Source organism: Clostridium thermosuccinogenes, from assembly GCF_002896855.1.
Lineage (GTDB): Bacteria > Bacillota > Clostridia > Acetivibrionales > DSM-5807 > Pseudoclostridium > Pseudoclostridium thermosuccinogenes.
In genome coordinates, this window is sequence record NZ_CP021850.1 from 1,217,013 (window position 1) to 1,244,001 (window position 26,989).

A 26,989-nucleotide genomic window follows, 5' to 3' on the forward strand; every position below is an offset into this window, starting at 1 on the left:
TTAAATAAGAAAGTCTCTACTAAAGGAGAAAAACTTGGTTAGTTGAGAAGTGTCCCCAATAAAGGAGGTAGTATGAAAGCAGCGCTTATACTGGGTGCCGGTTTTTCAAAAAACTCCGGCATACCGATACAGTCAGAAATACCAGGGATGCTGGTAACCAACGGATATGAAGGCGAATTTGAGGCTGCCGTATCGGAGGTGCTCAAAAAATTCATGGAGGAGGTTTTTAACTACGATGGAAGCCAGAACATGCCCAACCTGGATGATATTCTCACCTGTTTAGATATTTCCACAAATTCAGGACATCACCTGGGAATAAAATACTCGCCTGTTCACCTTAGAACTATCAGAAGACTGCTGGTTTACCGGGTGTTTACCATACTTGAAAAATCTTTCATACCATCTAAGGATGTGTCGGCATTGGTGCATAAGCTGAGCAAGACCTATGAAACCAGCTATATAGTGCTTAACTGGGATACTGTTCTGGAAAAATATATTAGGATGGTTTTGCCGGATACTGGTGTTGACTATTGCAGCGGAGGCTACGATTGGGAAAATGACGGCCTCTCAAAGGATAGGGTTAAAGTTATAAAGGTGCATGGTTCATGCAACTGGTTATATTGCGACAACTGCAGGGCTTTGTTTCATGATCAGAATGACAGCTTTTCTTTATTGGAAAAAGGTGGATTCCAAAATATTGATTTTGAGCTTTTTGATGAACTGCGAAAGGTTTCGGGCAAGGAGAAGATACTGTCAGGTAAAAAATGCAGGATCTGCGGTAATATAGTTTCTTCCCACATTGCAACCTTCAGTTACAGGAAATCCTTTCGGGCCAATTCTTTTCCGCGCATATGGGAAAAAGCTGAAGAGGTGCTTGCGGATTCCGACAGGTGGATTTTTATTGGATATTCTTTGCCGGAAGCCGATTATGAGTTCAAGCACCTTTTGAAAATTGCGGAGCTGAAGCTAAGGCATATGAGAAAAAAGGACTTATTGATAGATGTAGTTTTGCTCAACAGCAGCAGCACTCCTCAAAAGTACAAAGGCTTTTTTGGCAAGAGAATTAATGTCCTATGCAATGACGGCATAAAAGGATATCTCAGCTATATCTAAATCTGATTCAGAAGGCCATCTTCTCTCTCAAATGGATATAAAATCAACAATTATGTTATAATGATATTCAAGCATCAATTCAGAAGCTAATATCATTTTGTTTAACATTAAAATACGGAAAAGGAGTTTGTACGATGGTGGTAAAAAACGCTAAACTTGAGGCAACAGCTGTTAAGCCGGAGCAGTATCCAGAAAAGAATCTGCAGGAAGTTGTATTTGTAGGACGATCGAATGTAGGAAAGTCATCGATCATAAACTCACTGGCCAACAGAAAAAGTCTTGCACGAGTTGGCAGCACACCAGGGAAAACTAGGGTTATAAACTTTTATAACATTGATGATAAATTGTATCTCGTAGACTTGCCCGGTTATGGATATGCCGGTGTATCCAAAACTATGAAAGCATCCTGGGGAAACATTGTGGAAACCTATTTAAATACGAGGGAGAATATCCAACTTATAATAATGCTTGTAGACATACGGCACAAGCCTACCCAGGACGATAAAATCATGTATGAATGGCTGGCTGCCAACATGGTCCGGCATGTGGTGGTAGCTTCAAAGGCGGATAAAATAAGCCGTTCTGCCATAAAGCCAAGGCTCAAGGAAATAAAGGATGCGTTGGGAGTGCCCGATGAGGTAAAGATTATACCTTATTCTTCAGAGAACGGAGCGGGCAGGGATGAGCTGTGGACGATGATTGAAGAATCGATAAGCGGTATTTAGATTTTATAGAGAAGAGGATTTCTGCTAAACGGTGGGTAGTGTATAAAGAATTTGTTGCATATTGCACCGGTATGATATAAAATAACTTCATAGAAAAACGTTTTTTCAAAAAAGGCTGGGATAGAGAATGGCAAATATCAAAGATGTCGCAAAAAAAGCAGGAGTTTCGATTTCCACTGTATCCAATGTAATCAATGGCACTAAGTATGTGAGCGATGAGCTTCGTGAAAGAGTGAACAAAGCAATCACCGATTTGAATTATGAGGTGGACCCGGTGGCAAGGAGCCTGAAAAGCAAAAAGACCATGTCTATCGGGGTTATCATCACAGATATAAACAGAGTGTTTTTTCCCCAGGTTATCAAAGGCATTCAGGATACAGCTACCAGGAATGGGTATAGCATAACTTTTTGCAACTCCAATGACAGCTTCGATATGGAAAAACGTTTTGTCCAAATGATGGAAAACAGCCAGCTGGATGGCATAATTTTGGATTCGGTGGCCGATGCGGGACAGCAGTGCTATTTCAAAGAGTTATGCTGCCTGGGGAGTGGAAAGAAACGAATACCCGTTGTGAGTATTGAAAGAAGAATTGATGACTTTCCTATAGATTCAGTGGTGGTGAATAACGCGGAAGGGGGCAGCATGGCTGCCAGACATTTGATAGAATGTGGCTGCAGAAAGGTTGCGCATATCGCTGGTCCGGCAAATTCCTTTATGGCATTGGAACGGCTTCAGGGGTACAGAAATGAGCTTCAAAAGAGAGGTTTAGATCTGGATGATGCGAGGCTTGTTAAGGGGGACTATTCACCCTTAAGCGGCTATCAGGCTACCAAACAGTTGTTGATAAACGGGGTGGATTTTGACGGAATATTTGCAGCCAATGATCAAATGGCAATTGGTGCCATAAAAGCAATCAAGGAACATGGGTACAGTATTCCTGAACACATCAAAGTGATCGGTTTTGATAACACATTTGTATCCTCAATTGTTGAGCCATCGCTGACCACCATCAATGTACCGAAATATAAGCTGGGTAGCAGTGCGGTGGAGACTTTGATTAAACGCATGGAGAACAGATTGTGTGAAACAGCCTGCATCGAACTTCCGATCAACCTGGTTGTACGGCAGTCAACGGATTTGAAAGGTGATAAGAATTGGGATCTCTATGGATGGTAATAAGCTGCATATAACGTTTGGATTTTAAGATACTGCAATTTGGAAAATTCCCGAAGGCTTGAAACAGGTATATGAATAAATAAAGGCATAAAAACGTTTTTCTAGAAAAGGGTAAGTCCTTTATGCTGCCAAAATGATCCTGGCTTAAGAATGAATCCTTGTCAAGTTAAGGCTGTAAAGCGGTTAAGCTTATAATATAGAAATATCGGGAGGGAATCTTTTATGAGCACAATTACACTGGAAAATGAAAATTTGCGTCTGGAGTTTGATAGCACATACGCCACACTCATACGGCTTACGGCGGTAAAAACAGGATGGGAAATCCTAAACCGGCCGAGTTTGGGCCTGTCTTACCGTTTGATGGTACCTATGCCCGGAAGACGCAATAATCCTGTGTATGGAGAAAAGCAGATACCTGCTGCAATTGAGGTCTCACCAGATAAAAGAACAGCGACTTTTACCTGGGATGGAGTAACTTCGGAATACGGTGGAAAGCATGACATTAACATAGTCTTAAAAGTAAGTTTGACGCAACGTCAAGCTGTATTTGCAATGAGCATCAGCAATAACTCGCAATATACAGTAGAAAATGTATATTGCCCTTATCTGGGTGATGTGCAGCACCCACCGGAAGAAAAATGGTTCAAGACCTTTTTGTATAGCTATGCAACAGCCCAGGAATGGTCTCTGTGGCCTACATTTCAAAATTTGCGCGGATATTTCGGTGTGGACTATCCTACACAGTTCAGCCCCGGAACGCAATACGGCGGAAGCCCTATGTCACCGTTCATACTTCTGAGAGGGGAAAAACAAGGGCTGTACGCAGGGATTTGCGAGGCTAGTGCGGAGTTGGTGGCATGGCATACCGAACTGCGTCCTGGATACGGAAGCTCAATCGATTCCCGTGTGCCGGAAGAATCGGTGATTGGGGGTAAAGAAGTTTCCATAAGGTTTGCAGCCGTGCACCTGCCCTTCATTCTACCCGGAGAAACCCGGAAATTGACTCCGGTTGCCCTGGAAGCTTTTACAGGCGGCTGGCAGAAAGGTGTGGATATATACAAGGCATGGCGCAGCAGCTGGATGAAAACACCTGAGCTTCCTGAGTGGGTTAAGCAACCGCACTCCTGGCAGCAAATCCACATCAATTCTCCGGAGGACGAATTGAGGATGTCTTTCCGCGATTTGGTGAAAATCGGCGAGGATTGTGCTCGGCATGGTGTGAAAGCCATTCAACTGGTCGGCTGGAATGATGGTGGACAGGATCAAGGTAACCCTTCCCATGACCCGGATCCCCGTCTTGGAACCTTTGAAGACTTGAAGGAAGCGATTGCAAAGATTCAAGCTATGGGTGTAAAGGTGATACTTTTCGCGAAATTCACCTGGGCAGACAGAGCGACCGAATGGTTCCGCAACGACTTGAAACGCCTGGCTGTCAAGGACCCGTACGGAGACTATTATCACTATGGAGGCTACCATTATCAGACAGCAACACAGCTTTTGGATATAAACACAAAGCGTCTTATTCCCATGTGCTTTTTGAGTGAAGAGTATCTTGAAATTTGCAACCGGGAATTTAAGAAAATGGTTGACCTTGGAGCAGATGGCATTTTGTTTGATGAATGCCTGCATCACAGCCCTGCGCTGCTTTGCTTTGATAAAAGTCACGGACACCGCTATGCTGCTCCCGTGTACGCCAATGACAGGAAACTTATTGAGAATTTTAGCCTTCTGACTCCTGAAAACAAGGAATTCTTATTCGCCGGCGAGGCTTGCTATGATTGGGAGTTTGAAGCCTATCATCTTTCCTATCACCGAAGCGAGAGCAAAAAGCATATTCCACTCACACGCTATATGCTGCCTGATGTGCCGCTGATGACAGCTGTCACGGGCTTTAATGACCGAAACATGATAAACCAATGCCTGACGTATAAATATATTATCAGTTATGAGCCGTACAATTTCAAAGGCAGGCTTGAAGACTTTCCGGATACTCTGGAATATGGAAAGAAGATGGATGCATTGAGGATGGAACTCAGAGAGTATTTCTGGGATGGCGAATTCAGGCATGAATGCGGTGCTGAGGTTACCTTACAGGACGGAAATCCCCACACTCCTTATTCGGTTTTCATAAGCAGAAAGACAGGAAAGGCAGGTCTGGTGATATGCAACTACGATGAGAGAAACACTATCAGGGTACAAGCCAGGCTTGAAAATGGAGCGTTGCTGCGCAAATACCGTCTGGTAGACCATCCGGAATGGAAAGATGCTTCTTCCGGAATAACTATTCCTCCCTGTTCGGCTGCAGTTGTAATTGATGAAGGAGTATAGTAATTTTTAAAAATATATTGTATTTAAAAGAGAGTTAACATAAACATATTCATAAGAGCTCGGGTAATTATCGGATAAGTGAATTCCAGCCACATTCGTAGGTCTATATTTAGACCAAATATTTGCCCTGATTCAATCCTTAGTGCTATTATACAGGCTGAATTGGGGCATTTTATTTTGGGTACTTTTTTGGGGACAGTTCTCAACTTGTGATACATGGATTTGCAGATAGTTGCAAAACAATGAAAGAAGTATTTTCATGTAGATAATGATTCTTATATTCCCAGTATTTTAAGCGTTATACCAGTAACTGTCCTTACAAAATCATAATCTGACTATGAGTAAATAAGGATAATTGGTAAATGCCCCATCAAGTCTCGCACCGGCAACTATCCTCATAAAATCATGACTTGACTATAAATAGTATTTATAGTTAAGAAATGTCCCCATTAATTAATATATATAATTAAGAAATGTCCCTGTTGATTTATTTAGCTGTGAGTAGTATGCATAGTTGAGAAATGTCCCTATTAATGTCCCATTAAGACCAGAAATGTTTCAACCATCAGAGTAGTTTGAGAGTTGAGAAATGTCTCCGTTAATAGTTGAGAAGTGTCCCCATCTGTGGAATAATATAATAAAAAGATGTGCAAACAGATGGAGTGATATTATTGGAAAAAAACATACTAGTTCTGATACCTGTGAATGAGGAGCATAAAAAGCTGCTGGAGGAAAAAGCGCCCTCCGCAAACTTTACATATGCATCCCGCAAATCGCTTGACAAAGATCAAGTTCAAAAGGCTGATATCATAATCGGAAATCCTCCCGTGGACATGGTAAAAGGTTCGGAAAGGCTTGAGTGGCTGCAACTGGAGAGCGCCGGAGTGGGTGATTATGCAAAAACTGATGTGCTGCCGGAAAGAGTTTTGCTGACCAATGCATCGGGTGCCTACGGCCTCGCCATATCCGAATATATGTTGGGGGTTCTGCTGGAGCTTTATAAAAGGCTATACCTTTACCGGGATAATCAAAAAGAGGGTAAATGGTCCTATGAGGGACAAGTGAAAGCGATTTATAACTCCACTGCCCTGATTGTAGGAGTTGGAGATATCGGCGGTGAGTTTGCCAAGAGGATGAAAGCTCTTGGTGCATACACGATAGGCATTCGGAGAAGGGAAGCTGAAAAACCGGATTATTTAGATGAGCTTTACTTAATGGATAAGCTGGAAGAGTTGCTGCCCCGGGCAGATGTAGTTGCCCTGAGCCTGCCGGCTACAAAACTGACGGATAAGATTATAAACCAGGAGACATTGAAGCTGATGAAGCAGGACGCTGTGCTGATCAATGTCGGACGCGGGAATGCCATCGATACTGAAGCCTTGTGTGATGCTTTGGAAAGCGGGCATCTTTTTGGTGCAGCCCTGGATGTCACCGATCCTGAACCTCTGCCAAAGGATCACAGGCTGTGGAAGATAAAGAATGCCATCATAACGCCCCATGTTTCCGGTGGCTACAGTTTGAAAGAGACTCACGAACGGATAGTGAAAATAAGTGCGGATAATCTGGAAGCCTTTATGAACGGCAGAAGCCTTATCAATGTTGTTGACCGTGCAGCAGGCTATTGACAGAATATAAATAAAAAGGAACGTCCCCATAACCGTTGCGACAGCACTGCAGGCTATTAACTGACTATGAAAAGGAAAAGGGATGTCCCGGAAACCATCCGGGACCTCACAAAGAGGTGTCCTTTAACCGACTGTTTACTGAAAATGCAAAATATAAAGGAGCGCCCCCCAAGCCTTTCTTAAAAGAACCGTGCGTATAGGCTAACGCAAACGCAAGGTGGCATTAGCTGGAATAGTGTGGTATATTGATTGTAGAAATCATTATGAGCCGTGTTTTTCGGTGCGTACGGGGGCGAAATGATGCAGTACAGGTTTGTAAAGAGGAGCCCATTTCGGATATTTCTTGGCAGGAAGTGGTTTACTCTTAAAAGGTATGTTGAATGGTGTACGAACAGTAAAAAGTATGCCAAAACACGCGCTGCCGCTTTGCTGCCTGAAGTGGTATTCACCCATAAGACACCCCTTGTAAGACAGCTTGATAAGGTGGACATGTGGATGCAGCACAACAAAATCATAAACCTCAGGATTGCGGCTAAGAAGCTGGATGGTGTAATGATATATCCGGGGGAGACCTTCTCCTACTGGCGGTTGATCGGAAAGCCGACATACAGGAAAGGTTATGTGGACGGCATGGTGCTGGTAAATGGAAAGGTCAGCTCCGGGGTGGGCGGAGGATTGTGCCAGATGTCAAACCTTATATACTGGATGACGCTTCATACGCCCCTTACCGTGACGGAAAGATATCGGCACAGCCATGATGTATTTCCCGATTCGGGGAGGACGCAGCCTTTTGGCAGCGGTGCGACCTGCGTTTATAACTACATTGACCTTCAAATGCTGAATGAAACGGATATGCCCTATCAGCTCCATGTCTATTTGACCGACAGCCACCTGGTGGGGGAATGGAGAGCTGTAAAACCAACCGGCAGGCATTTTGAGGTTTATGAGAAAAAACATTGGATAACCCATGAGTTTTGGGGAGACTATATGAGACACAACATTATATTCAGAAGGGTGTACAATGCTTCAAAAGAGCTTATAGCCGATGAATACATTACCGAAAATCATGCGGTTATGATGTATTCTCCTTTTCTTGCAGAAGCCAATGAAACCTGTGAAAGCTAAAAATAGATGCCGGCATTCGGTATAAAGCGATTTGAATAAATTGAATAACAAATAGGATGACGAAATTTGACGAAATTCAAAGGAGGAAACGGAATTGTTCAACGAAAGACTGGAAAAGCAGGTGGAGTTCATCACCGAAATTGACAAGCTTAAGCATATTAACAGGCAGACAATATTAATGGATGGTTCAAGGCATGAAAACGACGCAGAGCATTCATGGCACCTGGCTGTGATGGCAATGCTGCTTTCGGAGCATGCTGTGGACAAGAACATCGACCTTCTGAAGGTAATAAAAATGGTGCTGGTGCATGACCTGGTGGAAATCGATGCCGGAGACACGTACTGTTATGATGAAAAAGCATGCGAAGATAAGGCAGAACGGGAGCAAAAAGCTGCCAACAGGCTTTTTAACATCCTTCCTGAGGATCAAGCCCGAGAAATTAGAAAGTTGTGGGAGGAGTTCGAAGAAAGAAAGACCCCTGAAGCATGCTTTGCATCCGCCCTTGACCGGTTCCAGCCACTGCTGCACAACTACAAAACTCAAGGAAAATCCTGGAGAGAGCATGGCGTCACTAAAGATAAGGTGATAAAAAGGAATAAAGCCATTGAAGATGGTTCGGTGACCATGTGGGAATATGCCGAAAGATTTATCAATGAATCTGTGGAGAAAGGCTATCTGGGAAAATGAAGGCTGGCATCAAAAGCTGATGAAACAGAAACAGCCGAAAGGCCTTATATTCCTTAGCTGTTTGACCGGAAAAACGTTTTTATAAAGGAATAAGCTCTTTTAAAAGAGTATTTCAGAGATGTTCAGGTGAGAAAATGAAAAAATTTCGAAGAACATCTCTTTCTTTTTGTGTGCCTTTTCGATTACTGCCGTGCTCCCAAACAGCAACTCGATGCTTGCGGACCACAGCTTCCGCCTTTTGCGGTGGTGATGATGCCAGGATGTTTGGAGTGTTCAAATCTGTACTTGCCGCTCCGGCATTAATCGTCTTGCACTGAAAAAAATTGAATAAAACCGGTATATACTTTATAATTAACTAAAGCGATTCGTAGAATGGGTGGTTCAATGCTGCATAATAAGCTATGGCTTTACAAGGAGATTCCTCAGGAGGATATCGACAGAGTCTCCAGTAATGCCGGAATATCTCGCTTTTTGGCCAAAATATTTATAAGCAGGGGCATGGAAGATAAGGAAAGCATAAAGAAATTCCTTAACCCTTCCTTGGACATGCTGTATGATCCTTTCCTCCTGAAAGACATGCAGAAAGCTGTCGACAGGATTATTCTGGCAATAGAGCGGAAAGAAAAAATTGTAATTTATGGCGACTATGATGTGGATGGGATAACGAGCACATCGGTATTGTACAATTTTCTGAAATCCAGGAATGCCGATGTGGATTATTATATACCGGACCGGATAGATGAAGGTTATGGGCTTACGGCAGGTACTGTAGAAAAGGTATGCGCTATGAATGCATCCCTTGTAATAACGGTAGATTGTGGTATAACCGCTATAGATGAGGTCAACTATATTAACAACAGGAAGATAGACGTGATAGTGACCGATCATCATGAATGCAAGGAGATTCTACCGGACGCTCATGCCGTGATAAGCCCATGCAGGCCTGACAGCCAGTATCCTTTCAGTTATCTGGCCGGAGTAGGCGTGGTGTTTAAGCTTGTCCACGCCATCTGCATAGCGATGGGACTGGGGACCGAATACTTGAATTATCTTGATCTGGTTGCCCTGGGAACTGTGGCCGACGTGGTGCCACTGGTGGATGAAAACAGGGTGATAGTGAGTTGTGGACTGGACAAGGTACGGAATACTGCCAACATAGGCTTAAAAAAGCTGGTGGAGAACTGCAATCCCAACAGCAAGCCCATTACATCCTGGATGATAGGCTATGTAATGGCTCCCAGGATAAATGCCGCAGGGCGCATGGGTGATGCCAGAAGAGCGGTAAGGCTTTTTACCACTGAGGATGAAACAGAAGCTTCCGACATTGTTCTGCAGCTGAATGATGAAAACAGGTTGAGGCAGGATATGGAGGCGGAGATACTCAATGAAGCAATTTCCATAATAGATGCCGATGAAAGCTATATGAAGGAAAAAGTGTTGGTAGTGGCCGGCGAAGGATGGCATCATGGAGTGATTGGAATTGTCGCTTCAAGAATAACGGAAAAATACCACCGGCCTTGCTTATTGTTTTCAAAGGAAGGGGATATTGCTAAAGGGTCCGGAAGGAGCATCGACAGCTTTGATCTCTTTGAAGCATTGACCCACTGCCAGGACCTTATTGACAGGTTCGGCGGACATGAGCAGGCTGCCGGGCTGACTGTACCGGCGGATAACTTGCCGGCTTTCAGGAAGAAGATTAATGAATATGCCGATTCGATTCTAAATGATGAGGATTTGATGCCCCAAATTGAGATAGATGTGCGCATAGACAAAGATGACCTAAACAGGGATAATATCATTGAGTTGGATGCTTTAGCGCCTTTTGGCGCCGGCAACCCGGCTCCTGTTTTTGTATACCGAGACCTTAAAATCGGCAACATCAGGACTGTAGGGGATAACAGGCATTTGAAGCTGAAGCTGCAGGATGAGGAACATCTTTTTGACGCGATAGGATTCAACATGGGTGACAAAGCTGATGTGTTAAGAACAGGAGATATGGTAGACGCCGCATGCACCCTGGAGATAAATACTTGGAACTCCATTGATACCATACAGATGAACTTGAGGGATTTGCGCTTCGGCAGTGAAACAGCCATAAAGGAGCAATATTATCTTAACCTCGATCGGTGCATGGAAATGAGGGAGTCGGCAGAGGCCGGTATTTTTAATGAGTCCTGCGACAGCATCCTGCAAAGGGTGAAGCCCATCAGCAGGAAGGAGTTTATAGATCTGGCCGGATCTCAGCAAAACATGGTCATCATTGCCAATACATTGGAGACTGTATTATATATAGAGAGTTTATTAAAAAAAATTTCGGTAGATATTAAAAAAGTGTTAGAAATTTGTTATACTATTTTTTATAACATTGATGTTAGCAAAATTTATGCATTGATCAATCCGGAGCCGGATACGCTGGACTTTAGCAAAATAGACAATGTGGTTTTTTGCGGAAGATGGGTAAAGGACAGCTATATGAAAAGCATCATAGGCAGGATTGATAAGAGCGGAATATATTTTCTTGATGATGAATTAATAGATAATATATACAGCGATGAGCTGATACCGGACAGAAGGGATATGGTGGCCGTATACCAGTATGTCAAGGCAAACTGCAGAAACAACAAGCTGGTGGATAGCCTTTTAATGCTGTCACGGCGCATATCAAACAGTTATAAAATAAATATGAACAGCTTTAAACTGAAGAGAAGCCTTGAAATATTTGATGAGTTAAAGCTGATGGAATACCGGGAGATTGGCGGGGAAAGAATTTCATTGCTGGTGGCCGACAATGGAAAAAAGAAAACCAACCTTGAAAACTCAAAGTCATACAGGTATTTACAACAGTTGAAAGCAAAACTTAAGGAAGCTTGAGAATATATACTGGGGGGATTTTAATGGATCTAAAAGCAAAGTTAAGGCATGTAATGGATTTTCCTAAGGAAGGCGTCGATTTTATTGATATCACTACGGTTCTTCAGGACGCAGAGGCATTCAGGCAGGCTTTGGATGAAATGAAAAAGAGGGCTTTGGGCTTCGGAGACTTTGACATGGTAGTAGGCCCGGAATCCAGAGGATTTGTATTCGGAACGCCTCTGGCTTATGCCCTGGGAAAAGGTTTTGTGCCTATCCGGAAGAAAGGTAAGCTGCCTTACAAGACCATCAGCGTTGAGTACCAGTTGGAGTATGGCACCGATATATTGGAGATACATGAGGATGCAATAAAACCTGGGCAGAAGGTTGTAATCGTTGATGATCTTCTGGCCACCGGAGGCACTATAGAATCAAATATAAAACTGGTTGAGAAATTAGGCGGCCAGGTGGCAGGCCTTGTATTTTTTATTGAGTTGGAATTCCTGAAGGGAAGAGAAAAGCTTAAAGGCTATAACGTAGAATCAGTGGTGAAGTTCTAAGAATGCAAAAATGTTTGGTTCCAAAGGAGGGATGTAATGAGTGACGGGTACAGCCGGTTGATTGAAAAGATTAAAGAAAACAAATTAAATTGCGATCTCAGCATAATAGAAAAAGCCTACAACTTTTCCAAGGCTGCCCATGAGGGTCAGCACAGGGAATCCGGCGAGCCATATATCGTTCATCCCTTGGAGGTAGCCGGCATTCTTGCCGAGCTGGAACTGGACTGCACATCAATTGTTGCCGCCATACTTCACGATATCATTGAGGATACTGCGTATACATCGGAGCAGCTTAGAGAAAACTTCGGGGATGAAGTTGTCATGCTGGTGGAAGGCGTTACAAAGCTGGGCAAAATTCCTTATACAACCAAGGAGGAGCAGCAGGCTGAAAACCTAAGGAAGATGTTCCTTGCCATGTCGAAGGATATAAGGGTCATCCTTATCAAATTGGCGGACAGGCTCCACAACATGAGAACTTTGAAGTACAAAGCACCGGAAAAGCAGACGGAGATTGCTAAGGAAACCATTGAAATATATGCGCCTTTAGCTCACAGGCTTGGTATATCCAAGATTAAGTGGGAGCTGGAGGATATAAGCTTAAGATATTTGGACCCCCAGGGCTATTATGATCTGGTGGACAAGATTGCCAAAAAGAGGAAAGAACGGGAAGCTTATATCACCCAGATAACCGAGACCCTTAGCGTTAAAATCAAGGAACTCGGCATAGAAGGCGCCCAGGTGGACGGCAGGCCGAAGCATTTCTACAGCATTTACAAAAAGATGAAAACAAAGCATAAGACTTTGGAAGAAATATATGACCTTTTTGCCGTGAGGGTTATTGTCAACTCGGTACAGGACTGCTATGCGGTACTGGGTTTGGTGCACGAACTGTACAAGCCCATACCAGGAAGATTCAAGGATTATATAGCCATGCCCAAGCCTAACATGTACCAGTCCCTGCACAACACGCTGCTGGGTCCGGAGGGAATACCTTTTGAGATTCAGATAAGGACATGGGAAATGCACAGGGTAGCTGAGGTAGGTATAGCAGCCCACTGGAAATATAAGGATGGTGGCGGGACCAACAGTACGGAGCTGGATAAGAAGTTGACATGGCTCAAACAACTCATGGAATTGCAAAAGGACATGAGGGACGCCAAAGAGTTTATCGACAATCTGAAAATCGACCTGTTTGCCGACGAGGTGTTTGTTTTCACACCCAAAGGCGATGTTATAAGCCTTCCGGTAGATTCTACGCCCATAGATTTTGCATATTCGATACACAGTGCCATCGGCAACAAAATGATGGGAGCAAAAGTTAATGGAAAGCTTGAGCCGCTGAGTTATAAGCTGAAAAATGGCGATATCATAGAGATCCTCACATCCTCCAGTATACACGGACCAAGCCGTGATTGGCTTAAGATTGCCAAAAGTTCCCAGGCTAGAAACAAGATAAACCAGTGGTTCAAAAAGGAGAAAAGGGAAGAAAACCTGCTAAGGGGCAAGGAGCTGGTGGAAAAGGAGCTCAAAAAGCAGGGCCTCACTTTCAGCCAGCTGTTTAAAGCTGAGTGGGTGGATATTCTTCTTAAAAAATACAATTTCAACACTCTGGATGATCTTCTGGCCGGGATTGGATACGGTGCTGTTACCGCAGCCAAGATAATTACACGGCTGAAAGAGGAATATAAAAAGACACTAAAGCCTGAAGAAATTGAGGCATTAGGTCTGGATAGCGCTGTTCAGGTGCGCCCTGAGCAAAAGAAAAAGGCTGTGCCCGAAAACGGCATTATTGTAAAAGGAATAGAAAACTGCCTGGTGAGGCTGTCAAGATGCTGCAACCCAGTTCCAGGCGACGATATAATAGGCTATATTACCCGGGGAAGGGGAGTTTCGGTTCACAGAAGGGATTGCTCCAACATGGTGAACATCATGGAAAACGATGACCGGCTTATCGAAGTAAGCTGGTATACATCGTCCAATGTTTCGTATAAAGCTGATATTACTGTCATGGCCAACGACAGGACGGAGCTTTTGATGGAGATAACGAATGTTATCGGAGAAGCGAAAATACCCCTTAAGGCTATCAACGCCAGGACTACCAGAGACCAGGTAGCCGTAATGAACCTTACCCTGGAGATAACAAATACCGAACAGCTGGATAATATAATTAAAAAGCTGAAAAAGGTCAAGAGCGTATTTGAAGTGACCAGAAACAAGCAATAAGCAAAAGACTGTAACAGGCAATATACGACGAACGATGAGGAGAACAGACAGATGCGTGCTGTAGTACAGAGGGTTTCAAAAGCCGGCGTATCAGTGGAAGGACAGGAAATAGGCCGGATTGGCAAAGGTATTGTTGTTCTGCTGGGAGTCGGACTGGATGATACTGAACAAGATGTAGAATATTTAGCTGATAAAATTGTAAACTTAAGGATTTTTGAAGATGAAAACGGCAAAATGAACATTTCCCTGATGGACATTAAAGGGGAGCTGCTTATCGTATCCCAATTCACTTTATATGGCGACTGCAGAAAAGGAAAAAGGCCGAGCTATGACAAGGCGGCAAGACCGGAAAGAGCAAAAGAGCTGTACGATAAATTTGTGGAACGCTGCAAACTTTACGGCCTGAAGGTGGAATCGGGTAAATTTCAAGCGGAGATGATGGTCGAGATATTCAATGATGGCCCTGTTACCCTGCTTTTGGATAGCAGCAGGAATTTTTAAACGGGGACTGATATCGGGGACAGTCCTCAACTTTGTGCCAATGAAATGGGGACAGTTCTCAACTTTGATTGAAATGTACCAATGAAGTGGGTACGGTCCTCAACATTATGTCTCAAGCCTTTTAAGGGACAGCTTTCAATGATTACATGAAATAGGGACAGTTCTCAATATTTGTTCGAAATGTGAAATGGGTACAGTTCCAACATTATGTTAAAAACCTTTTAAGGCACAGTTTTTCAATTATTTATATGAATAGAAGATTTTCTCTTATGGAAAATTGCTTGATAAAGTGACAAGAAGCCTATCGCTAATGCTGGCAGAAGCTGAGCTGCCCAAGGCCATTATGGTGGTTTCATTTGATTATGGACCATGATCTCTCATCTTATCTCAGAATAAAGAATTTACCATGAAAAAGGAAAATGAAAAGCCATTATTTATTCTATATTCTGTGGAAAGGGCTTTGGCCATGGGTAGCAGGAATATCAGAAAGTCCAGTAATGTCCCCATGTTAATAACTGTTCCTATGCCAGTAGGAAAGTTGAGAATTCCAGAACTGTCCCCAAGTCAAAGGGCTTAGGCCATGGGTGGCAGGAACATCATAAAGTCCAGAACTGTCCCCCATGTTAAGAGCTTTCCTATGCCAATAGGAAAACCGAAAACTTCAGAACTGTCCTTGCGGCTGAAAAAATTGGATTTATTATAGTACTATCTCCATAATATAAAATACAGGACTGTCCCCACGGACGGAAAAGTTGGAGAAATGGCAGAACTGTCCCCACAATGGAAGGAGGAGTTTAAGAAGTTATGATTTTTAAATGCTTGCCCACTGGAATGTTTGGATCAAATTGCTATATAATCGGCGACAAGGGAGAGGGCGCAATTATCGATCCGGGAGTAGAAACCAGTGAGATACTGGATGCTGCAGAAAGAGAAGGTCTTAAGATCAAATATATTATCCTAACCCATGCCCATATTGACCATATATGCTCAGTAGATGAGGTGCGGGAAAAGACAGGTGCCAAAGTGGTGGTGCATGAGGCAGATATTCCTGCGCTCAACGATCCTCGGCTTAACGTGTCCCACTATACGGGTCAGGGAAGAACTTTCAAGGCTGCTGACATGCAGGTCAGGGATGGGGATATCATAAAGGCCGGAGACATGGTGTTGGAAATAATCCACACCCCGGGACATACTCCGGGAGGTATATGTATAAAGACAGGAAATATGGTTTTTACCGGGGATACACTTTTCAAAATGTCGGTGGGAAGGACCGACCTTGGCAGAGGGAATATGGATCAGCTTATCCATTCCATAAAAAACAAGCTTTTAACCCTGCCGGATGAGACAGTTGTCTACCCGGGGCATGGAGAACCTACCACCATAGGAGACGAGAAGCGGAGCAACCCGTTTATTTAATTACGTCCATAAAGCCATCTGTTGCTCTGTGGCCAAAAATCCAGAACTGTCCCCATAGCAGATATATTTTCAGAATGGTTGCCATCAAGTGGTTGTGAGAAATCCATGGATTATGATATTCAGGTATATGGACCTGGTAATACACAGTCTGATGATTATAAGTATGGGATTTGGATTTCAATAAAAAAGATAACTAGATAAATGGGTATTACATTCATTCAACTGGTATTCTCAACAAAATGCCATTTTTATCGGATGAAATAAATAAGCGATTTCATCGTTCTAATATACCTTTTTCGACTGTATAATCTGTTAACTTAGTCGAAAAGGGCATTTTTTTGAGCATTTACGAAATTATCACAAACTGCATGTTTGAAAATATTTCGAAGCTTTTGCTTTTGAGATGTTGAGGATTTAGAACCGAAGCGTGTCAATAATGACGACATTAATTATAATGAAGATGCTGAGCATCAGATAACTTTTTTCTATTGATTCTCCAAAGCACTGTATAATTGAGAGGTGCTTTGGAGGTGCATATATACTCTTAATCCATTTTCATCGCTGAATGCTTCATTGCTATATATTACGCAGTAAAGAGGCTATAACTCAGTAAAAAAGAAAAATAATTGCTGGGAAGAGATTTTCACTGATTTATGCAGGGTATATTAAGGATATGGACAGTATAAAATAAATTTTATACATAGTAAGATCAAAATCTTACTGTTTGCTGTCGTGTGATTACTTTGGATACCTATGTGGGCATGGGAGGGTGAAAGATTTGGATAATAAAAAAGTAAAGGTGATATATCTTGCAGGAGGGTGTTTTTGGGGAACCGAAAAGTATCTTTCTCAGATATACGGAGTCCTGGAAACTGAAGTTGGCTATGCCAATGGCAATACAGAAAATCCTACTTACGAGGATGTTTGCCATAAAAACACCGGACATGCAGAAACAGTAAAGGTGCTGTATGACCCTGAGAAAATCAGCCTTGAATTTTTATTGCAGCTTTTCTATGATTCCATTGATCCAACATCAATAAATCATCAGGGAGGAGACTGGGGGACTCAATACCGTACCGGAATCTATTATGTAGATGAAGAAGATAGGGAAATCATTCAAAAGTCAATTGATGAGTTGCAGAAAAAGTATAAAAAGAAAATAGCCATACAGGTGCAGCCTCTGGAAAACTATTATCCTGCTGAGGAATATCATCAGAAATATCTGGATAAAAATCCAAGTGGTTATTGCCATATTAGCCGTGATAAATTCGAGAAAGCCAGACAGGCAAGGGAGATACCGGTGAAGTATGAACCTCTTTCCAAAGATGCTCTAAAAAACAAGCTCAGTGAGCTTCAATATAATGTAACACAGAACGCTGCTACTGAGCCGCCTTTTGAAAATGAGTATTACGATAATTTTGAAGAAGGCATATATGTAGACATCACAACCGGAGAACCGCTTTTCAGTTCCCGGGACAAATTTGATTCCGGATGCGGATGGCCAAGTTTTTCAAAACCAATAAATGATGATTTAATCAAGGAAATACCGGATTATTCCTATGGTATGAGCAGGACTGAGGTGAGAAGCAAAACGGGTGATGCCCATCTGGGGCATGTTTTTAACGATGGTCCTGCAGAAAAGGGGGGTTTAAGATATTGCATCAACAGCGCAGCCTTGGAATTCATACCTAAAAGCCAAATGGAGGAAAGAGGATATGGATATCTGCTCTCTATTTTCGAAAACTAGAAAAATATGTCTTGTATTAAGAGTGTAAATAATTTTGCTGGTTTGAATCTGGATGCTCCTTCTTGAGCAAGGAGACTTTAACTTAACTTATAGTTAAACTAACACCAGCAAGCTTGTTTTTTACGCATGAAATCAAAATTCTCTGGCAGTAATTTCATTAAGGCATGGATCCCCCTTATTTGTGGGGTCTAGCCTGCCCGGCAATGAGGGCGAGCTCCTCTGGATGATGGGGGACGGCATTTACTACAGGTACGTTTCAAGCCGTCCCTCGAACATTATGGCCAGCTGATTAAGAACTGAACTGCACCTAAAATGTTAGACTAAATAACATTTTGGGTGCAGTTCATACTTGGTGTGGGATTCTCTGAATCCCGCTCCATTATTTATAGGCTTCAGCCTGTTGAGCATGAAGCGGGTTTCTCTGCATATAATGAAGTCATTATTAGGAGTTATCTTCATATCTGTCTTGGAATGCAACAGAACACCAGCTACTTTTCCGGTTGAACTTTTGTCGCTGTCTTGACAAAGGTATATATTTGATAAATATCGCCGGATATAAAGGTAATGTTATCGAATCGGAAATCACCTGTATTGTATGCTCGTAGTACTTTGTATCTATGATTAACTTCTTGTCACCTTTGGAATTGATCATTTTGATTTAGCAAATGTTAAAAATATTTGACAAGTATATCAGAGTGATATAATATAACTATATCAGAGTGATATAAGGAGAAGAAAAATGAACATTTTGTTTGTAAATGCAAATTTGAATGGGCATATTAACCCTACGCTTGGATTGGTTAAGAAACTTACAGAGAAAGGAAACCAGGTCAGCTATTTTTGTTCTGAATCATTTTCGGAACAGGTAACAAAGATGGGGGCAAAATGGATTGGATTTAGTAACAAGTTGGATCTTTTTTTGAAAGAATACCGACCAACAGACAGACATCCTTTTTTTATGCTGATGGAATACATGCTTTTATATGATGAAGCAGTGCTGCCAGAGATATTAGAAATTATTAAAGAAGATCAGTATGATATGATTATTTGTGATTCTTATTTCGGAGGAGCATGTTTTTTAAAACAGATTGTTAAAGTTCCGGTTGTGTGTTCCCACTCCTCATTTGCGATGAGTAAAACACCAGTGCCGGAACGGATGCTTGTGCCAGGATTCCATCCTCAATTGGATCATTGCTATCAGATATTAAAACGAATTTGTGAAAGCTATAATATTGAGGAACCTTCATTAGAACAGGTTTTTACAAGTAAAGGAGATTTGAATATCGTATACACCACTCAAGATTTTAACGGAGATGATGGGGTATATGAGCCGGACTATTTATTTGCCGGTCCGTCCATCGAACGGATACAGGAAGCAGACGATTTGGATCTTTCCGTGGTAGGAGAAAGAAAGCTTATATACATATCGCTTGGAAGTTTGAATACAGCTTTTTTGGATTTCTATAAAACATGTATCTCGGCATTTCGTAATACGGATTATTATGTATGCATGTCCATCGGAAAGAAATGTGAAGTCTCACAATTAGGGGAAATTCCACAGAATTTCCTGGTAAAGAATTTTCTTCCGCAGCTGGAGATTTTAAAGCGGGCTGATGTATTTATTACTCATGCAGGTTTTAACAGCGTGAACGAAGCTCTATACTTTGGAGTTCCCATGCTTGCATTACCTCAGGTCAACGACCAGCATATGGTGGCCAAGCGTCTTGTTTCTATGGAACTGGGAATGTCAGAAAGCATAAAGGAATTGTCACCAGAAACATTGAGATCCAAGACAGAAGCGCTAATAATGGATAAAAAAATCAAGGAAAACTGCATGAAAATTTCTCGGGAAATGAGGAATTTAACTGAGTCTGAACAGACAGTATGGAAACTCGAAAAATTTGTTGATACTTGGAAAGAGAGGAAATAGGAATGGCATTGAAGAATAAATCCATATATGCTATTTTGGGTATTCTGAATCTGTCACCAAGCAGCGGCTATGACATAAAAAAGTACAGTGACAAGGTACTCTCTGGGTTTTGGAATGAAAATTTCGGACATATTTATCCAACATTGAAAATGATGCTGGAGGATGGGATGATTGAAGTCGTTTCCAGAGAAAAAAACGAAAAGAAAATAAAGTATGGAATAACTGAAAAGGGAAAGCAGGAGCTTGAGGCATGGCTTTTAGAAGAGACTACTCCGCAGCCGATGCGTTCTGAATTTTTGCTAAAATTATTGTTTTCAAGCAGCCAGCCGAGGGAGAAAGTTATCCATATGCTGGAGAATTATAAAAAACTCCATGAAAAGAATTTAGATAAGTATCTTGGAATGCTAAAGGATCTAGAACAGGGTAACCAGGACATATCGAAGGAGCGAGTCTGTTTTGTCAAAGCGGTTCTTAGAAGGGGTATCATATCCAATGAAGCTGTTATCCGTTGGTGTGATGAAACAATAGAAGAATTACAGCGCTCCTGAGCTCATAAATACAAAGCAAGCAGACTCAGTTGATATTCTTTATACCTTTTCGAACCATATTGATACAATTGCTGGAGTAAGCAATGTTATTATGTTTTTTAGCAATAGCTTGTAAGAAGTTCTCCACCTCTAAGCTAAAAGACATGTAATTGTATGTAATATTGGTCGATATGCTCCCACAAACGGCGGTTTTTCAAAAAAATAGAAAACCCCATTGACAAGCTTCTTCGAACAGATACTATAAAAATAGCATGCAGGCTTCAATTCCATATACTCGAACTGGTCGCATAAAACACTAAGTTGTTTAGGAGGACAAGATGAAAAATCATAGGATTATTTCGATTATTCTCTATTGTGTTGCAGTTGTTTTTTATGTTATTGCAGTTCTGAATATCATGAACGAAAATATGCGAACCATGGGAATTACTTATCTTTGCATCGGTTCAACGTGGTTTTGCCTTGGTTCTTTATATTTGATCAAATCAAAGAAAAATGACTCTGATGAAGAAGAGAATAAGGATAAGTAAAAAATACCAGTTTGTAGGAGAGTTTATAAGGCTCTCCTACAAAAAATCTTATTTATCAACTATTTGTTGTGACATAGCCTAAAAATATATAGCGCTATGATTGATACTCTTCCGAACCGAGAATTGATATGTGGATTTCTTTCAGATAAAGAAGAACTTATAAATCCCTTTCACTGGATGTCCAATAAAAGGGGTATAATCATATTTATAGTCTGTTTTATTTATTATCAGCATCATTGATTCTGTTAATCAATATCAGGAAGAATAAGATATAAGCTATTGTTATAATAATATGACCTAAACCTGCCATACCTGAAATTGAAGAATCTATCATAGTTGATATTTCAAGGTTTAATACCTCTATACATCCACGCATAGCCATCATTATAACTGTTAATAAAAGTCCGATATTGTAAGTTATAAAGAATTTATTGAAAATCTTATTCTTAGTTAATTCAAAGGATTTTTCCAGTAATAATACAATTAAAAAGAAAAATGCCCCTAAAACTAATACATGAGGATGTAGACCGCTTAAGACAGTTTTTCCCGTAAAGCCATTTATTTTTGTAAATTCCCTATAAAAAGCTCCAAGAAACAATCCCAACATACTATAAAAAAAGCTTAATTTTGCAATTCTCTTCATTTAATGCTCCCCCGTTCATTTTAATTTATTTGAACTTCCAACATGCTATGAAAGACCCATAATAAACATACCACCATTAGCACCAGTAAAAACAAGACATAAAAATAAGCACTTTGCACGATATTGAAAACTAGATATCCAAAGTCAAATACGCAGCATGAGTTATAGACTAAAATCTTAATAATGAAATAAGAATATAATTATCTCGGTGTAAAATTGTTATAGGATAAAAAGTACAAGAGACCACTCTTTTTTTGATAAAATGTAAGTCGCCATACAAACCAATTACCGAGGAAGGCCTTTTGTGAATAACATTATACAGCAAATTTATGAGAACTGCATGAGTGAAGTATTAAACTTTTATGGCGGAAGTGAACTAAGAAAGTTAGATGAAATAAAAGAAGTCTGCAATTCTTAAACCTACAACAAATTGACACTAACATAATCAGTTAATTTATATTGACAATATTTGCACACATGATTAAAATATATATAATATATACTATAAAAGCATTGTGTTAACAACTATGAAGGGGAAAAGTAGTCAATACTGCCTCAAGGGAGAAAGCAACGTGACTGAAATTGCTTTCAGGATAAGGTTGACGAAAGGACACCCTGGAGTTGTCCGGGTGAGCGTCTGCGGCGGGTAGTCCGGACCGTTGTACTTGCGTTAAAAGTAATAAAGTGGATACATCTATTTTCATGAAGGTTGAAGATGTATCTATTAGGGTGGCACCACGGGAATATCAGCCTCTCGTCCCTGACAAATGTCAGGCGAGAGGCTTTTATAGTATATGGAGAATAAGGCATTACATAAGGATTGCTTTTGGCAGGGAACAATATGAATTAGCTTGATGAGAAAGCCGGGCAATGTGAATCAAAAGTCTTGGGGCAGTGCCCCGTGCTTGGAGACGGATATGTATGCTGATGATAGCGCCTATATGGAGAAAAATTACCTGTGAGTTGCATCCTGGTGAATTTTAAAAAATTAAAATAATTAACTATCTATACATTCAGCAATACGCAGAATAGACCTGTTGAGTGAGCAGGTTTGCAAGGAAAAAGGAGGAAGAGAATTGAAAAAAAATATTACGACACCATCGATACTGCCGGGCTTTATGGAGCTTTTGCCTCCAGACCAGATGCTTTTCAATAAAATGCTGGACACGATAAAATCTACATATGAAAAATTCGGCTTTATACCACTGGATACACCGGTGATTGAAAAGTCGGAGATTTTACTTGCCAAAAGCGGTGGAGAGACAGAAAAGCAGATATACCGTTTCAACAAAGGGGACAATGACCTTTCCCTGAGGTTTGACCTGACTGTGCCCCTGGCCAGGTACGTCGCCCAGCATTATAACGACCTGACATTCCCCTTCCGCAGATATCACATAGGAAAGGTGTACAGGGGAGAGAGGCCGCAAAAAGGCCGTTTCAGGGAGTTCTACCAGTGCGACATAGATATTGTGGGCAATGAGAAGCTCAGCGTGATCAATGATGCGGAGATACTGAGCGTGATATATTCCACCTTTAAAGCTCTGGGCTTCGATGATTTCACCATAAGGATAAACAACAGGAAGGTGCTGAACGGTTTCTTTGAAAGCCTTGGGATTGAAGATAAGGCAGAAGTATTGAGAATAGTTGATAAGCTGGAAAAAATAGGCGTAGACAAGGTCAGGGAAGAATTGGCCGCTGCAGGCGTTGACGGGGATAAGGCCGAGAGAATCCTTGAGTTCATCAGCATTAAAGGAAATTACGCTGAAGTGCTAAACAGGCTTAAGGAGATGCAGACCGACAGCAGCATGTTTGCTGAAGGTTTGGATGAACTGGAAAAGGTCTGCGGATATATAAGCTCCTTTGGAATTCCTGAAAGCAATTTCGCCCTGGATCTTACAATAGCAAGAGGTCTGGACTACTATACCGGGACGATATATGAGACCATATTAAACCAGTATCCCGGCATAGGAAGCGTATGCTCCGGAGGACGTTATGACAACCTGGCTGAGAATTACACCGACAAAAAGCTGCCGGGGGTAGGTATATCCATTGGTCTGACAAGGCTATTCTACCAGTTGAGGGAGGCAGGACTGCTGGGTGCTTCCAAAAAGGCCACTCCTACGGATCTCCTTGTCATACCCATGCAGGATACTATGAACCATGCCCTGGACATCGCAACAAAAATGCGTGGAGCCGGCATAGCAACAGAGGTCTACTTTAATGAAGGAAAAATGGGCAAGAAATTCTCCTATGCGGATAAATTAGGCATACCTTATGTTGTAGTGGTAGGAGAGGATGAAGTAAGCAGCGGAAAGTACAAGCTGAAAAACATGAGCAGCGGTGAAGAAGTGGCTCTCAGCCTGGACGAAGTTATCGCCAGGATAAAGGAGTCGCTGTAATTCTGCAGGATGGTTTGTTGATACAGCACAATTCTTCAGGGAACTATGAGTTTATGAAAATAATGACATGGAGGTATTTATCATGGGTGAATCGATATATGGTATGAAAAGGACACACCGGTGCGCGGAACTGGGATTGGAAAACGTGGGTGAAACTGTCACATTGATGGGATGGACGCAAAGAAGAAGGGATCTCGGAGGTTTGATATTTGTATGGCTGAGGGACAGGAGCGGAATCATACAGGTGGTATTCGACAGCTCTTCCAACAAGGAGCTGTTTGAAAAGGCTTCGGGCATAAGGAGCGAGTATGTCCTGGCGGTGGTTGGAGAAGTGGCCAAAAGGGCTCCTGAAGCTGTCAACAGCAAGCTGAAAACCGGCGAGATAGAGGTTCTGGCGAAGGAACTGAGGATACTGAGCACTGCAGAAACACCACCCTTTAGCATCGAAGAGGATTCCGACGTCAATGAGGTGCTTAAGTTGAAATACAGGTACCTGGATCTGAGAAGGCCGGATATGCAGAGAAACTTTATATTAAGGCACAAAGTGGCTAAGGTTGCCAGGGATTATTTTGACGAGAAAGGCTTCCTGGAGATTGAAACTCCGATGCTCACCAAGAGCACTCCGGAAGGGGCGAGGGATTATCTGGTGCCCAGCAGGGTGCACCCCGGCAAGTTTTTTGCCCTGCCCCAGTCACCCCAGTTATTTAAGCAGCTTTTGATGGTTTCCGGCTTTGACCGCTATATCCAGATAGTGAAATGTTTCAGAGATGAGGATTTGAGAGCCGACAGGCAGCCTGAATTCACCCAGATAGACCTGGAGATGTCCTTCGTAAATGTGGATGATGTCATAGAAGTAAATGAGGGATTCATAAAAAGGCTGTTTAAGCAGGTGCTGGGAATCGAACTGGAAACACCGTTTCTCAGGATGCCGTACAGGGAGGCAATGGACAGGTTTGGCTCGGATAAGCCCGATATAAGGTTCGGAATGGAGCTGGTCAATGTATCCGACATCGTAAAAGACTGCGATTTTAAGGTTTTCACCGATGCCGTGGCTAATGGTGGAAGCGTAAGGGCTATAAATGCAAAGGGCTGTGGCGATAAATTCAGCAGGAAGGATATCGATAAGCTGGTTGATTTCGTGAAGACGTACAAGGCTAAGGGTATGGCCTGGATTACGGTGGGAGAAAACGACATAAAATCATCGCTTACCAAGTTTTTTACCCCCGAAAAGATGAAGGCTTTATTGGAAAGGATGGAAGCAGAACCCGGCGACCTTATTTGCCTTGTTGCCGACAAAAATGAAATAGTTTATGATGCTTTGGGACAGTTGAGGCTGGAGCTGGCCAGAAAGCTCGACCTCTTGAACAAGGATGAATTCAAGTTCCTGTGGGTAACGGAGTTCCCCCTCTATGAATACGATGAGGAGGAAAAACGCTGGGTGGCAAAGCATCATCCTTTTACTTCCCCCATGGATGAGGATATCCCTTTGTTGGATACCGATCCCGGAAAAGTCAGAGCCAAGGCCTATGATATAGTGTTAAACGGCGTAGAGCTGGGAGGCGGAAGTATAAGGATACATGATCAGGATCTGCAGTCGAAGATGTTTGAGCTTTTGGGCTTTACCAAAGAGCAGGCCTGGGAAAGATTCGGGTTCCTCCTCGAAGCTTTTAAATATGGTACTCCTCCCCATGGTGGTATGGCTTACGGCCTTGACAGGCTTGTAATGCTCATGGCCGGCACGAGCAACATAAGGGATGTTATCGCTTTCCCGAAGGTACAGAATTCTTCGTGCCTTATGACCAATGCGCCGGATTTTGTTGATGACAGGCAGCTGGAGGAGCTTCACATAAAGACAGATATAAAAGGTTGATTTCGAAAATTCAAAGGGTGGATGTCGCACTATAAAGCAAAAGGCATAATAGTGCGACTTGCCATTTTAACCGGTGCTGTTCATATACTGATCATGCAACTTTGAATTATTCCGTCCGCATATGGCCTGGTGCAAGCCAAAAGCCGGCGGACGGAAGCTGCATTTTCTTTGTTTTATCCATAGGTTTATTCTCAGGCAAGCAAGGGGGAATTTTTATGACCGGAAATGCTTTGAAGAAGGAAATTCTGGACTGGGCAATACATATATTGATCGCTCTGATAATAGCTTTTTTAATAGTTAATTTTGTGGCGCAGAGGACAATTGTGTTCAACTATTCCATGGAGCCTACCCTGAAAGAAGGGGACAATCTGCTGGTGGAAAAGATAAGTCCAAGGTTGAAAAAGTTCAATTATGGGGACATAGTGACAATTGACGCTCCGGAGACTGTGGGGGAGGAAAGGAGTCCTATTATAAAACGGATAATAGCTCTGGAAAATGACACTGTAGAAATAAAAGACGGCAAAGTATATGTGAACGGGGAAGCCATAAAGGAGCCTTACATTAAGGGCAGTTATACGCAGGAGCAAAACCCTGAATATAGCAAGATGACCGTGCCGAAAGGAATGGTGTATGTTCTTGGGGATAACCGGGAGGCCTTAATCGTTGACAGCAGGACCATGGGCGCCATCGATATGGATAAAATCACCGGGAAGGCCATATTTAGATTTTATCCCTTCAGCAAGTTTGGCAGCCTGAAATAAAGCATGTAAAACAATTGAGTTTATGTTATATTTTGGCACGAAAGCTATTAAAGCACTTTATTATTGTTGAAACTTGTGTTAAGATAAATAAGTATAATATAGAGGACACAAAACAGTGCAGCAGTGACTTTGGAATATGGTATTGCGGTACGGGATAAGGGCACTGCTTTTTGAATACTTGGGGGTATTCTGTATTTTGAAGGAGGTTAAGATATAAATTTTACAGCAATTGT

Annotated in this window: 20 protein-coding genes and 1 other annotated feature; of the genes, 19 read left to right on the forward strand and 1 reads right to left on the reverse strand. The window is 42.1% G+C overall.

Annotated features, from left to right (window positions below):
• Positions 1-72 precede the first annotated feature (72 nt).
• The 16 genes from CDO33_RS05305 to CDO33_RS05380 all read left to right on the forward strand — a co-directional run bounded on the left by CDO33_RS05305 (position 73) and on the right by CDO33_RS05380 (position 21,083).
• On the forward strand, positions 73-1,113 hold the full coding sequence (locus CDO33_RS05305) for a hypothetical protein (RefSeq protein ID WP_103081152.1): 1,041 nt from the start codon (positions 73-75) through the stop codon (positions 1,111-1,113).
• Positions 1,114-1,247: 134 nt separating this feature from the next.
• Positions 1,248-1,838, forward strand: coding sequence for a ribosome biogenesis GTP-binding protein YihA/YsxC (gene yihA, locus CDO33_RS05310; protein ID WP_103081151.1), 591 nt, complete (start codon positions 1,248-1,250; stop codon positions 1,836-1,838).
• A 127-nt stretch (positions 1,839-1,965) separates the two neighbouring features.
• Positions 1,966-3,015, forward strand: a complete 1,050-nt coding sequence (locus tag CDO33_RS05315; protein ID WP_103081150.1) for a LacI family DNA-binding transcriptional regulator — start codon at positions 1,966-1,968, stop codon at positions 3,013-3,015.
• Between the two features lie 222 nt (positions 3,016-3,237).
• Positions 3,238-5,343, forward strand: a complete 2,106-nt coding sequence (locus CDO33_RS05320) for a DUF6259 domain-containing protein (RefSeq protein WP_103081149.1) — start codon at positions 3,238-3,240, stop codon at positions 5,341-5,343.
• Between the two features lie 662 nt (positions 5,344-6,005).
• Entirely contained in the window at positions 6,006-6,968 is a 963-nt protein-coding gene (locus CDO33_RS05325; RefSeq protein WP_202849491.1) for an NAD(P)-dependent oxidoreductase, read from the forward strand.
• 297 nt (positions 6,969-7,265) lie between these two features.
• On the forward strand, positions 7,266-8,093 hold the full coding sequence (locus tag CDO33_RS05330; RefSeq protein WP_103081147.1) for a VanW family protein: 828 nt from the start codon (positions 7,266-7,268) through the stop codon (positions 8,091-8,093).
• 94 nt (positions 8,094-8,187) lie between these two features.
• Entirely contained in the window at positions 8,188-8,781 is a 594-nt protein-coding gene (locus CDO33_RS05335) for an HD domain-containing protein (protein ID WP_103081146.1), read from the forward strand.
• A 384-nt stretch (positions 8,782-9,165) separates the two neighbouring features.
• On the forward strand, positions 9,166-11,652 hold the full coding sequence (gene recJ, locus CDO33_RS05340) for a single-stranded-DNA-specific exonuclease RecJ (protein WP_103081145.1): 2,487 nt from the start codon (positions 9,166-9,168) through the stop codon (positions 11,650-11,652).
• A gap of 23 nt (positions 11,653-11,675) precedes the next feature.
• Positions 11,676-12,191 (forward strand): adenine phosphoribosyltransferase, encoded by a 516-nt coding sequence (locus CDO33_RS05345; RefSeq protein WP_103081144.1) that lies wholly within the window; start codon positions 11,676-11,678, stop codon positions 12,189-12,191.
• Between the two features lie 36 nt (positions 12,192-12,227).
• On the forward strand, positions 12,228-14,414 hold the full coding sequence (locus CDO33_RS05350) for a RelA/SpoT family protein (protein WP_103102776.1): 2,187 nt from the start codon (positions 12,228-12,230) through the stop codon (positions 14,412-14,414).
• Between the two features lie 51 nt (positions 14,415-14,465).
• Positions 14,466-14,915, forward strand: coding sequence for a D-aminoacyl-tRNA deacylase (gene dtd, locus CDO33_RS05355; RefSeq protein WP_103081142.1), 450 nt, complete (start codon positions 14,466-14,468; stop codon positions 14,913-14,915).
• Between the two features lie 804 nt (positions 14,916-15,719).
• The gene (locus CDO33_RS05360; RefSeq protein ID WP_103081141.1) at positions 15,720-16,331 is read left to right on the forward strand and encodes an MBL fold metallo-hydrolase; all 612 of its coding nucleotides are present in this window, start codon (positions 15,720-15,722) and stop codon (positions 16,329-16,331) included.
• Positions 16,332-17,109: 778 nt separating this feature from the next.
• Positions 17,110-18,078 carry a peptide-methionine (R)-S-oxide reductase MsrB gene (msrB, locus tag CDO33_RS05365; protein ID WP_103081140.1) on the forward strand — a complete coding sequence of 323 codons (969 nt, stop codon included), beginning with the start codon at positions 17,110-17,112 and terminating at the stop codon, positions 18,076-18,078.
• A 739-nt stretch (positions 18,079-18,817) separates the two neighbouring features.
• Positions 18,818-20,008 (forward strand): macrolide family glycosyltransferase, encoded by a 1,191-nt coding sequence (locus tag CDO33_RS05370; protein WP_103081139.1) that lies wholly within the window; start codon positions 18,818-18,820, stop codon positions 20,006-20,008.
• Between the two features lie 2 nt (positions 20,009-20,010).
• Positions 20,011-20,556, forward strand: a complete 546-nt coding sequence (locus CDO33_RS05375) for a PadR family transcriptional regulator (protein ID WP_103081138.1) — start codon at positions 20,011-20,013, stop codon at positions 20,554-20,556.
• A gap of 317 nt (positions 20,557-20,873) precedes the next feature.
• A complete protein-coding gene (locus CDO33_RS05380) occupies positions 20,874-21,083 on the forward strand; it encodes a hypothetical protein (RefSeq protein ID WP_103081137.1) in 210 nt (69 codons plus the stop codon).
• A 217-nt stretch (positions 21,084-21,300) separates the two neighbouring features.
• Here CDO33_RS05380 and CDO33_RS05385 read toward each other — a convergent pair whose 3' ends face one another.
• The gene (locus tag CDO33_RS05385; protein WP_103081136.1) at positions 21,301-21,726 is read right to left on the reverse strand and encodes a DUF2871 domain-containing protein; all 426 of its coding nucleotides are present in this window, start codon (positions 21,724-21,726) and stop codon (positions 21,301-21,303) included.
• Between the two features lie 518 nt (positions 21,727-22,244).
• Positions 22,245-22,491 (forward strand) — a binding site (T-box leader).
• A 353-nt stretch (positions 22,492-22,844) separates the two neighbouring features.
• Between CDO33_RS05385 and hisS the strand changes: the two genes are divergently transcribed.
• The 3 genes from hisS (at position 22,845) to lepB (ending at position 26,756) form a co-directional block, all read left to right on the forward strand.
• Positions 22,845-24,125 carry a histidine--tRNA ligase gene (gene hisS, locus CDO33_RS05390; protein WP_422678798.1) on the forward strand — a complete coding sequence of 427 codons (1,281 nt, stop codon included), beginning with the start codon at positions 22,845-22,847 and terminating at the stop codon, positions 24,123-24,125.
• A gap of 82 nt (positions 24,126-24,207) precedes the next feature.
• Positions 24,208-25,995, forward strand: coding sequence for an aspartate--tRNA ligase (aspS, locus tag CDO33_RS05395; RefSeq protein WP_103081134.1), 1,788 nt, complete (start codon positions 24,208-24,210; stop codon positions 25,993-25,995).
• A 215-nt stretch (positions 25,996-26,210) separates the two neighbouring features.
• A complete protein-coding gene (gene lepB, locus CDO33_RS05400; RefSeq protein WP_242973380.1) occupies positions 26,211-26,756 on the forward strand; it encodes a signal peptidase I in 546 nt (181 codons plus the stop codon).
• Positions 26,757-26,989: the final 233 nt, after the last annotated feature.

What these genes read in the sequence shown, in the direction of transcription:
- CDO33_RS05305 (WP_103081152.1), top strand. Translation starts at nt 73, where the DNA reads ATGAAAGCAGCGCTTATACTGGGTGCCGGTTTTTCAAAAAACTCCGGC.
- yihA (WP_103081151.1), top strand. Translation starts at nt 1,248, where the DNA reads ATGGTGGTAAAAAACGCTAAACTTGAGGCAACAGCTGTTAAGCCGGAG.
- CDO33_RS05315 (WP_103081150.1), top strand. Translation starts at nt 1,966, where the DNA reads ATGGCAAATATCAAAGATGTCGCAAAAAAAGCAGGAGTTTCGATTTCC.
- CDO33_RS05320 (WP_103081149.1), top strand. Translation starts at nt 3,238, where the DNA reads ATGAGCACAATTACACTGGAAAATGAAAATTTGCGTCTGGAGTTTGAT.
- CDO33_RS05330 (WP_103081147.1), top strand. Translation starts at nt 7,266, where the DNA reads ATGATGCAGTACAGGTTTGTAAAGAGGAGCCCATTTCGGATATTTCTT.
- recJ (WP_103081145.1), top strand. Translation starts at nt 9,166, where the DNA reads ATGCTGCATAATAAGCTATGGCTTTACAAGGAGATTCCTCAGGAGGAT.
- CDO33_RS05345 (WP_103081144.1), top strand. Translation starts at nt 11,676, where the DNA reads ATGGATCTAAAAGCAAAGTTAAGGCATGTAATGGATTTTCCTAAGGAA.
- CDO33_RS05350 (WP_103102776.1), top strand. Translation starts at nt 12,228, where the DNA reads ATGAGTGACGGGTACAGCCGGTTGATTGAAAAGATTAAAGAAAACAAA.
- dtd (WP_103081142.1), top strand. Translation starts at nt 14,466, where the DNA reads ATGCGTGCTGTAGTACAGAGGGTTTCAAAAGCCGGCGTATCAGTGGAA.
- CDO33_RS05360 (WP_103081141.1), top strand. Translation starts at nt 15,720, where the DNA reads ATGATTTTTAAATGCTTGCCCACTGGAATGTTTGGATCAAATTGCTAT.
- CDO33_RS05370 (WP_103081139.1), top strand. Translation starts at nt 18,818, where the DNA reads ATGAACATTTTGTTTGTAAATGCAAATTTGAATGGGCATATTAACCCT.
- CDO33_RS05375 (WP_103081138.1), top strand. Translation starts at nt 20,011, where the DNA reads ATGGCATTGAAGAATAAATCCATATATGCTATTTTGGGTATTCTGAAT.
- CDO33_RS05380 (WP_103081137.1), top strand. Translation starts at nt 20,874, where the DNA reads ATGAAAAATCATAGGATTATTTCGATTATTCTCTATTGTGTTGCAGTT.
- CDO33_RS05385 (WP_103081136.1), bottom strand. Translation starts at nt 21,726, where the DNA reads ATGAAGAGAATTGCAAAATTAAGCTTTTTTTATAGTATGTTGGGATTG.
- hisS (WP_422678798.1), top strand. Translation starts at nt 22,845, where the DNA reads ATGGAGCTTTTGCCTCCAGACCAGATGCTTTTCAATAAAATGCTGGAC.
- aspS (WP_103081134.1), top strand. Translation starts at nt 24,208, where the DNA reads ATGGGTGAATCGATATATGGTATGAAAAGGACACACCGGTGCGCGGAA.
- lepB (WP_242973380.1), top strand. Translation starts at nt 26,211, where the DNA reads ATGACCGGAAATGCTTTGAAGAAGGAAATTCTGGACTGGGCAATACAT.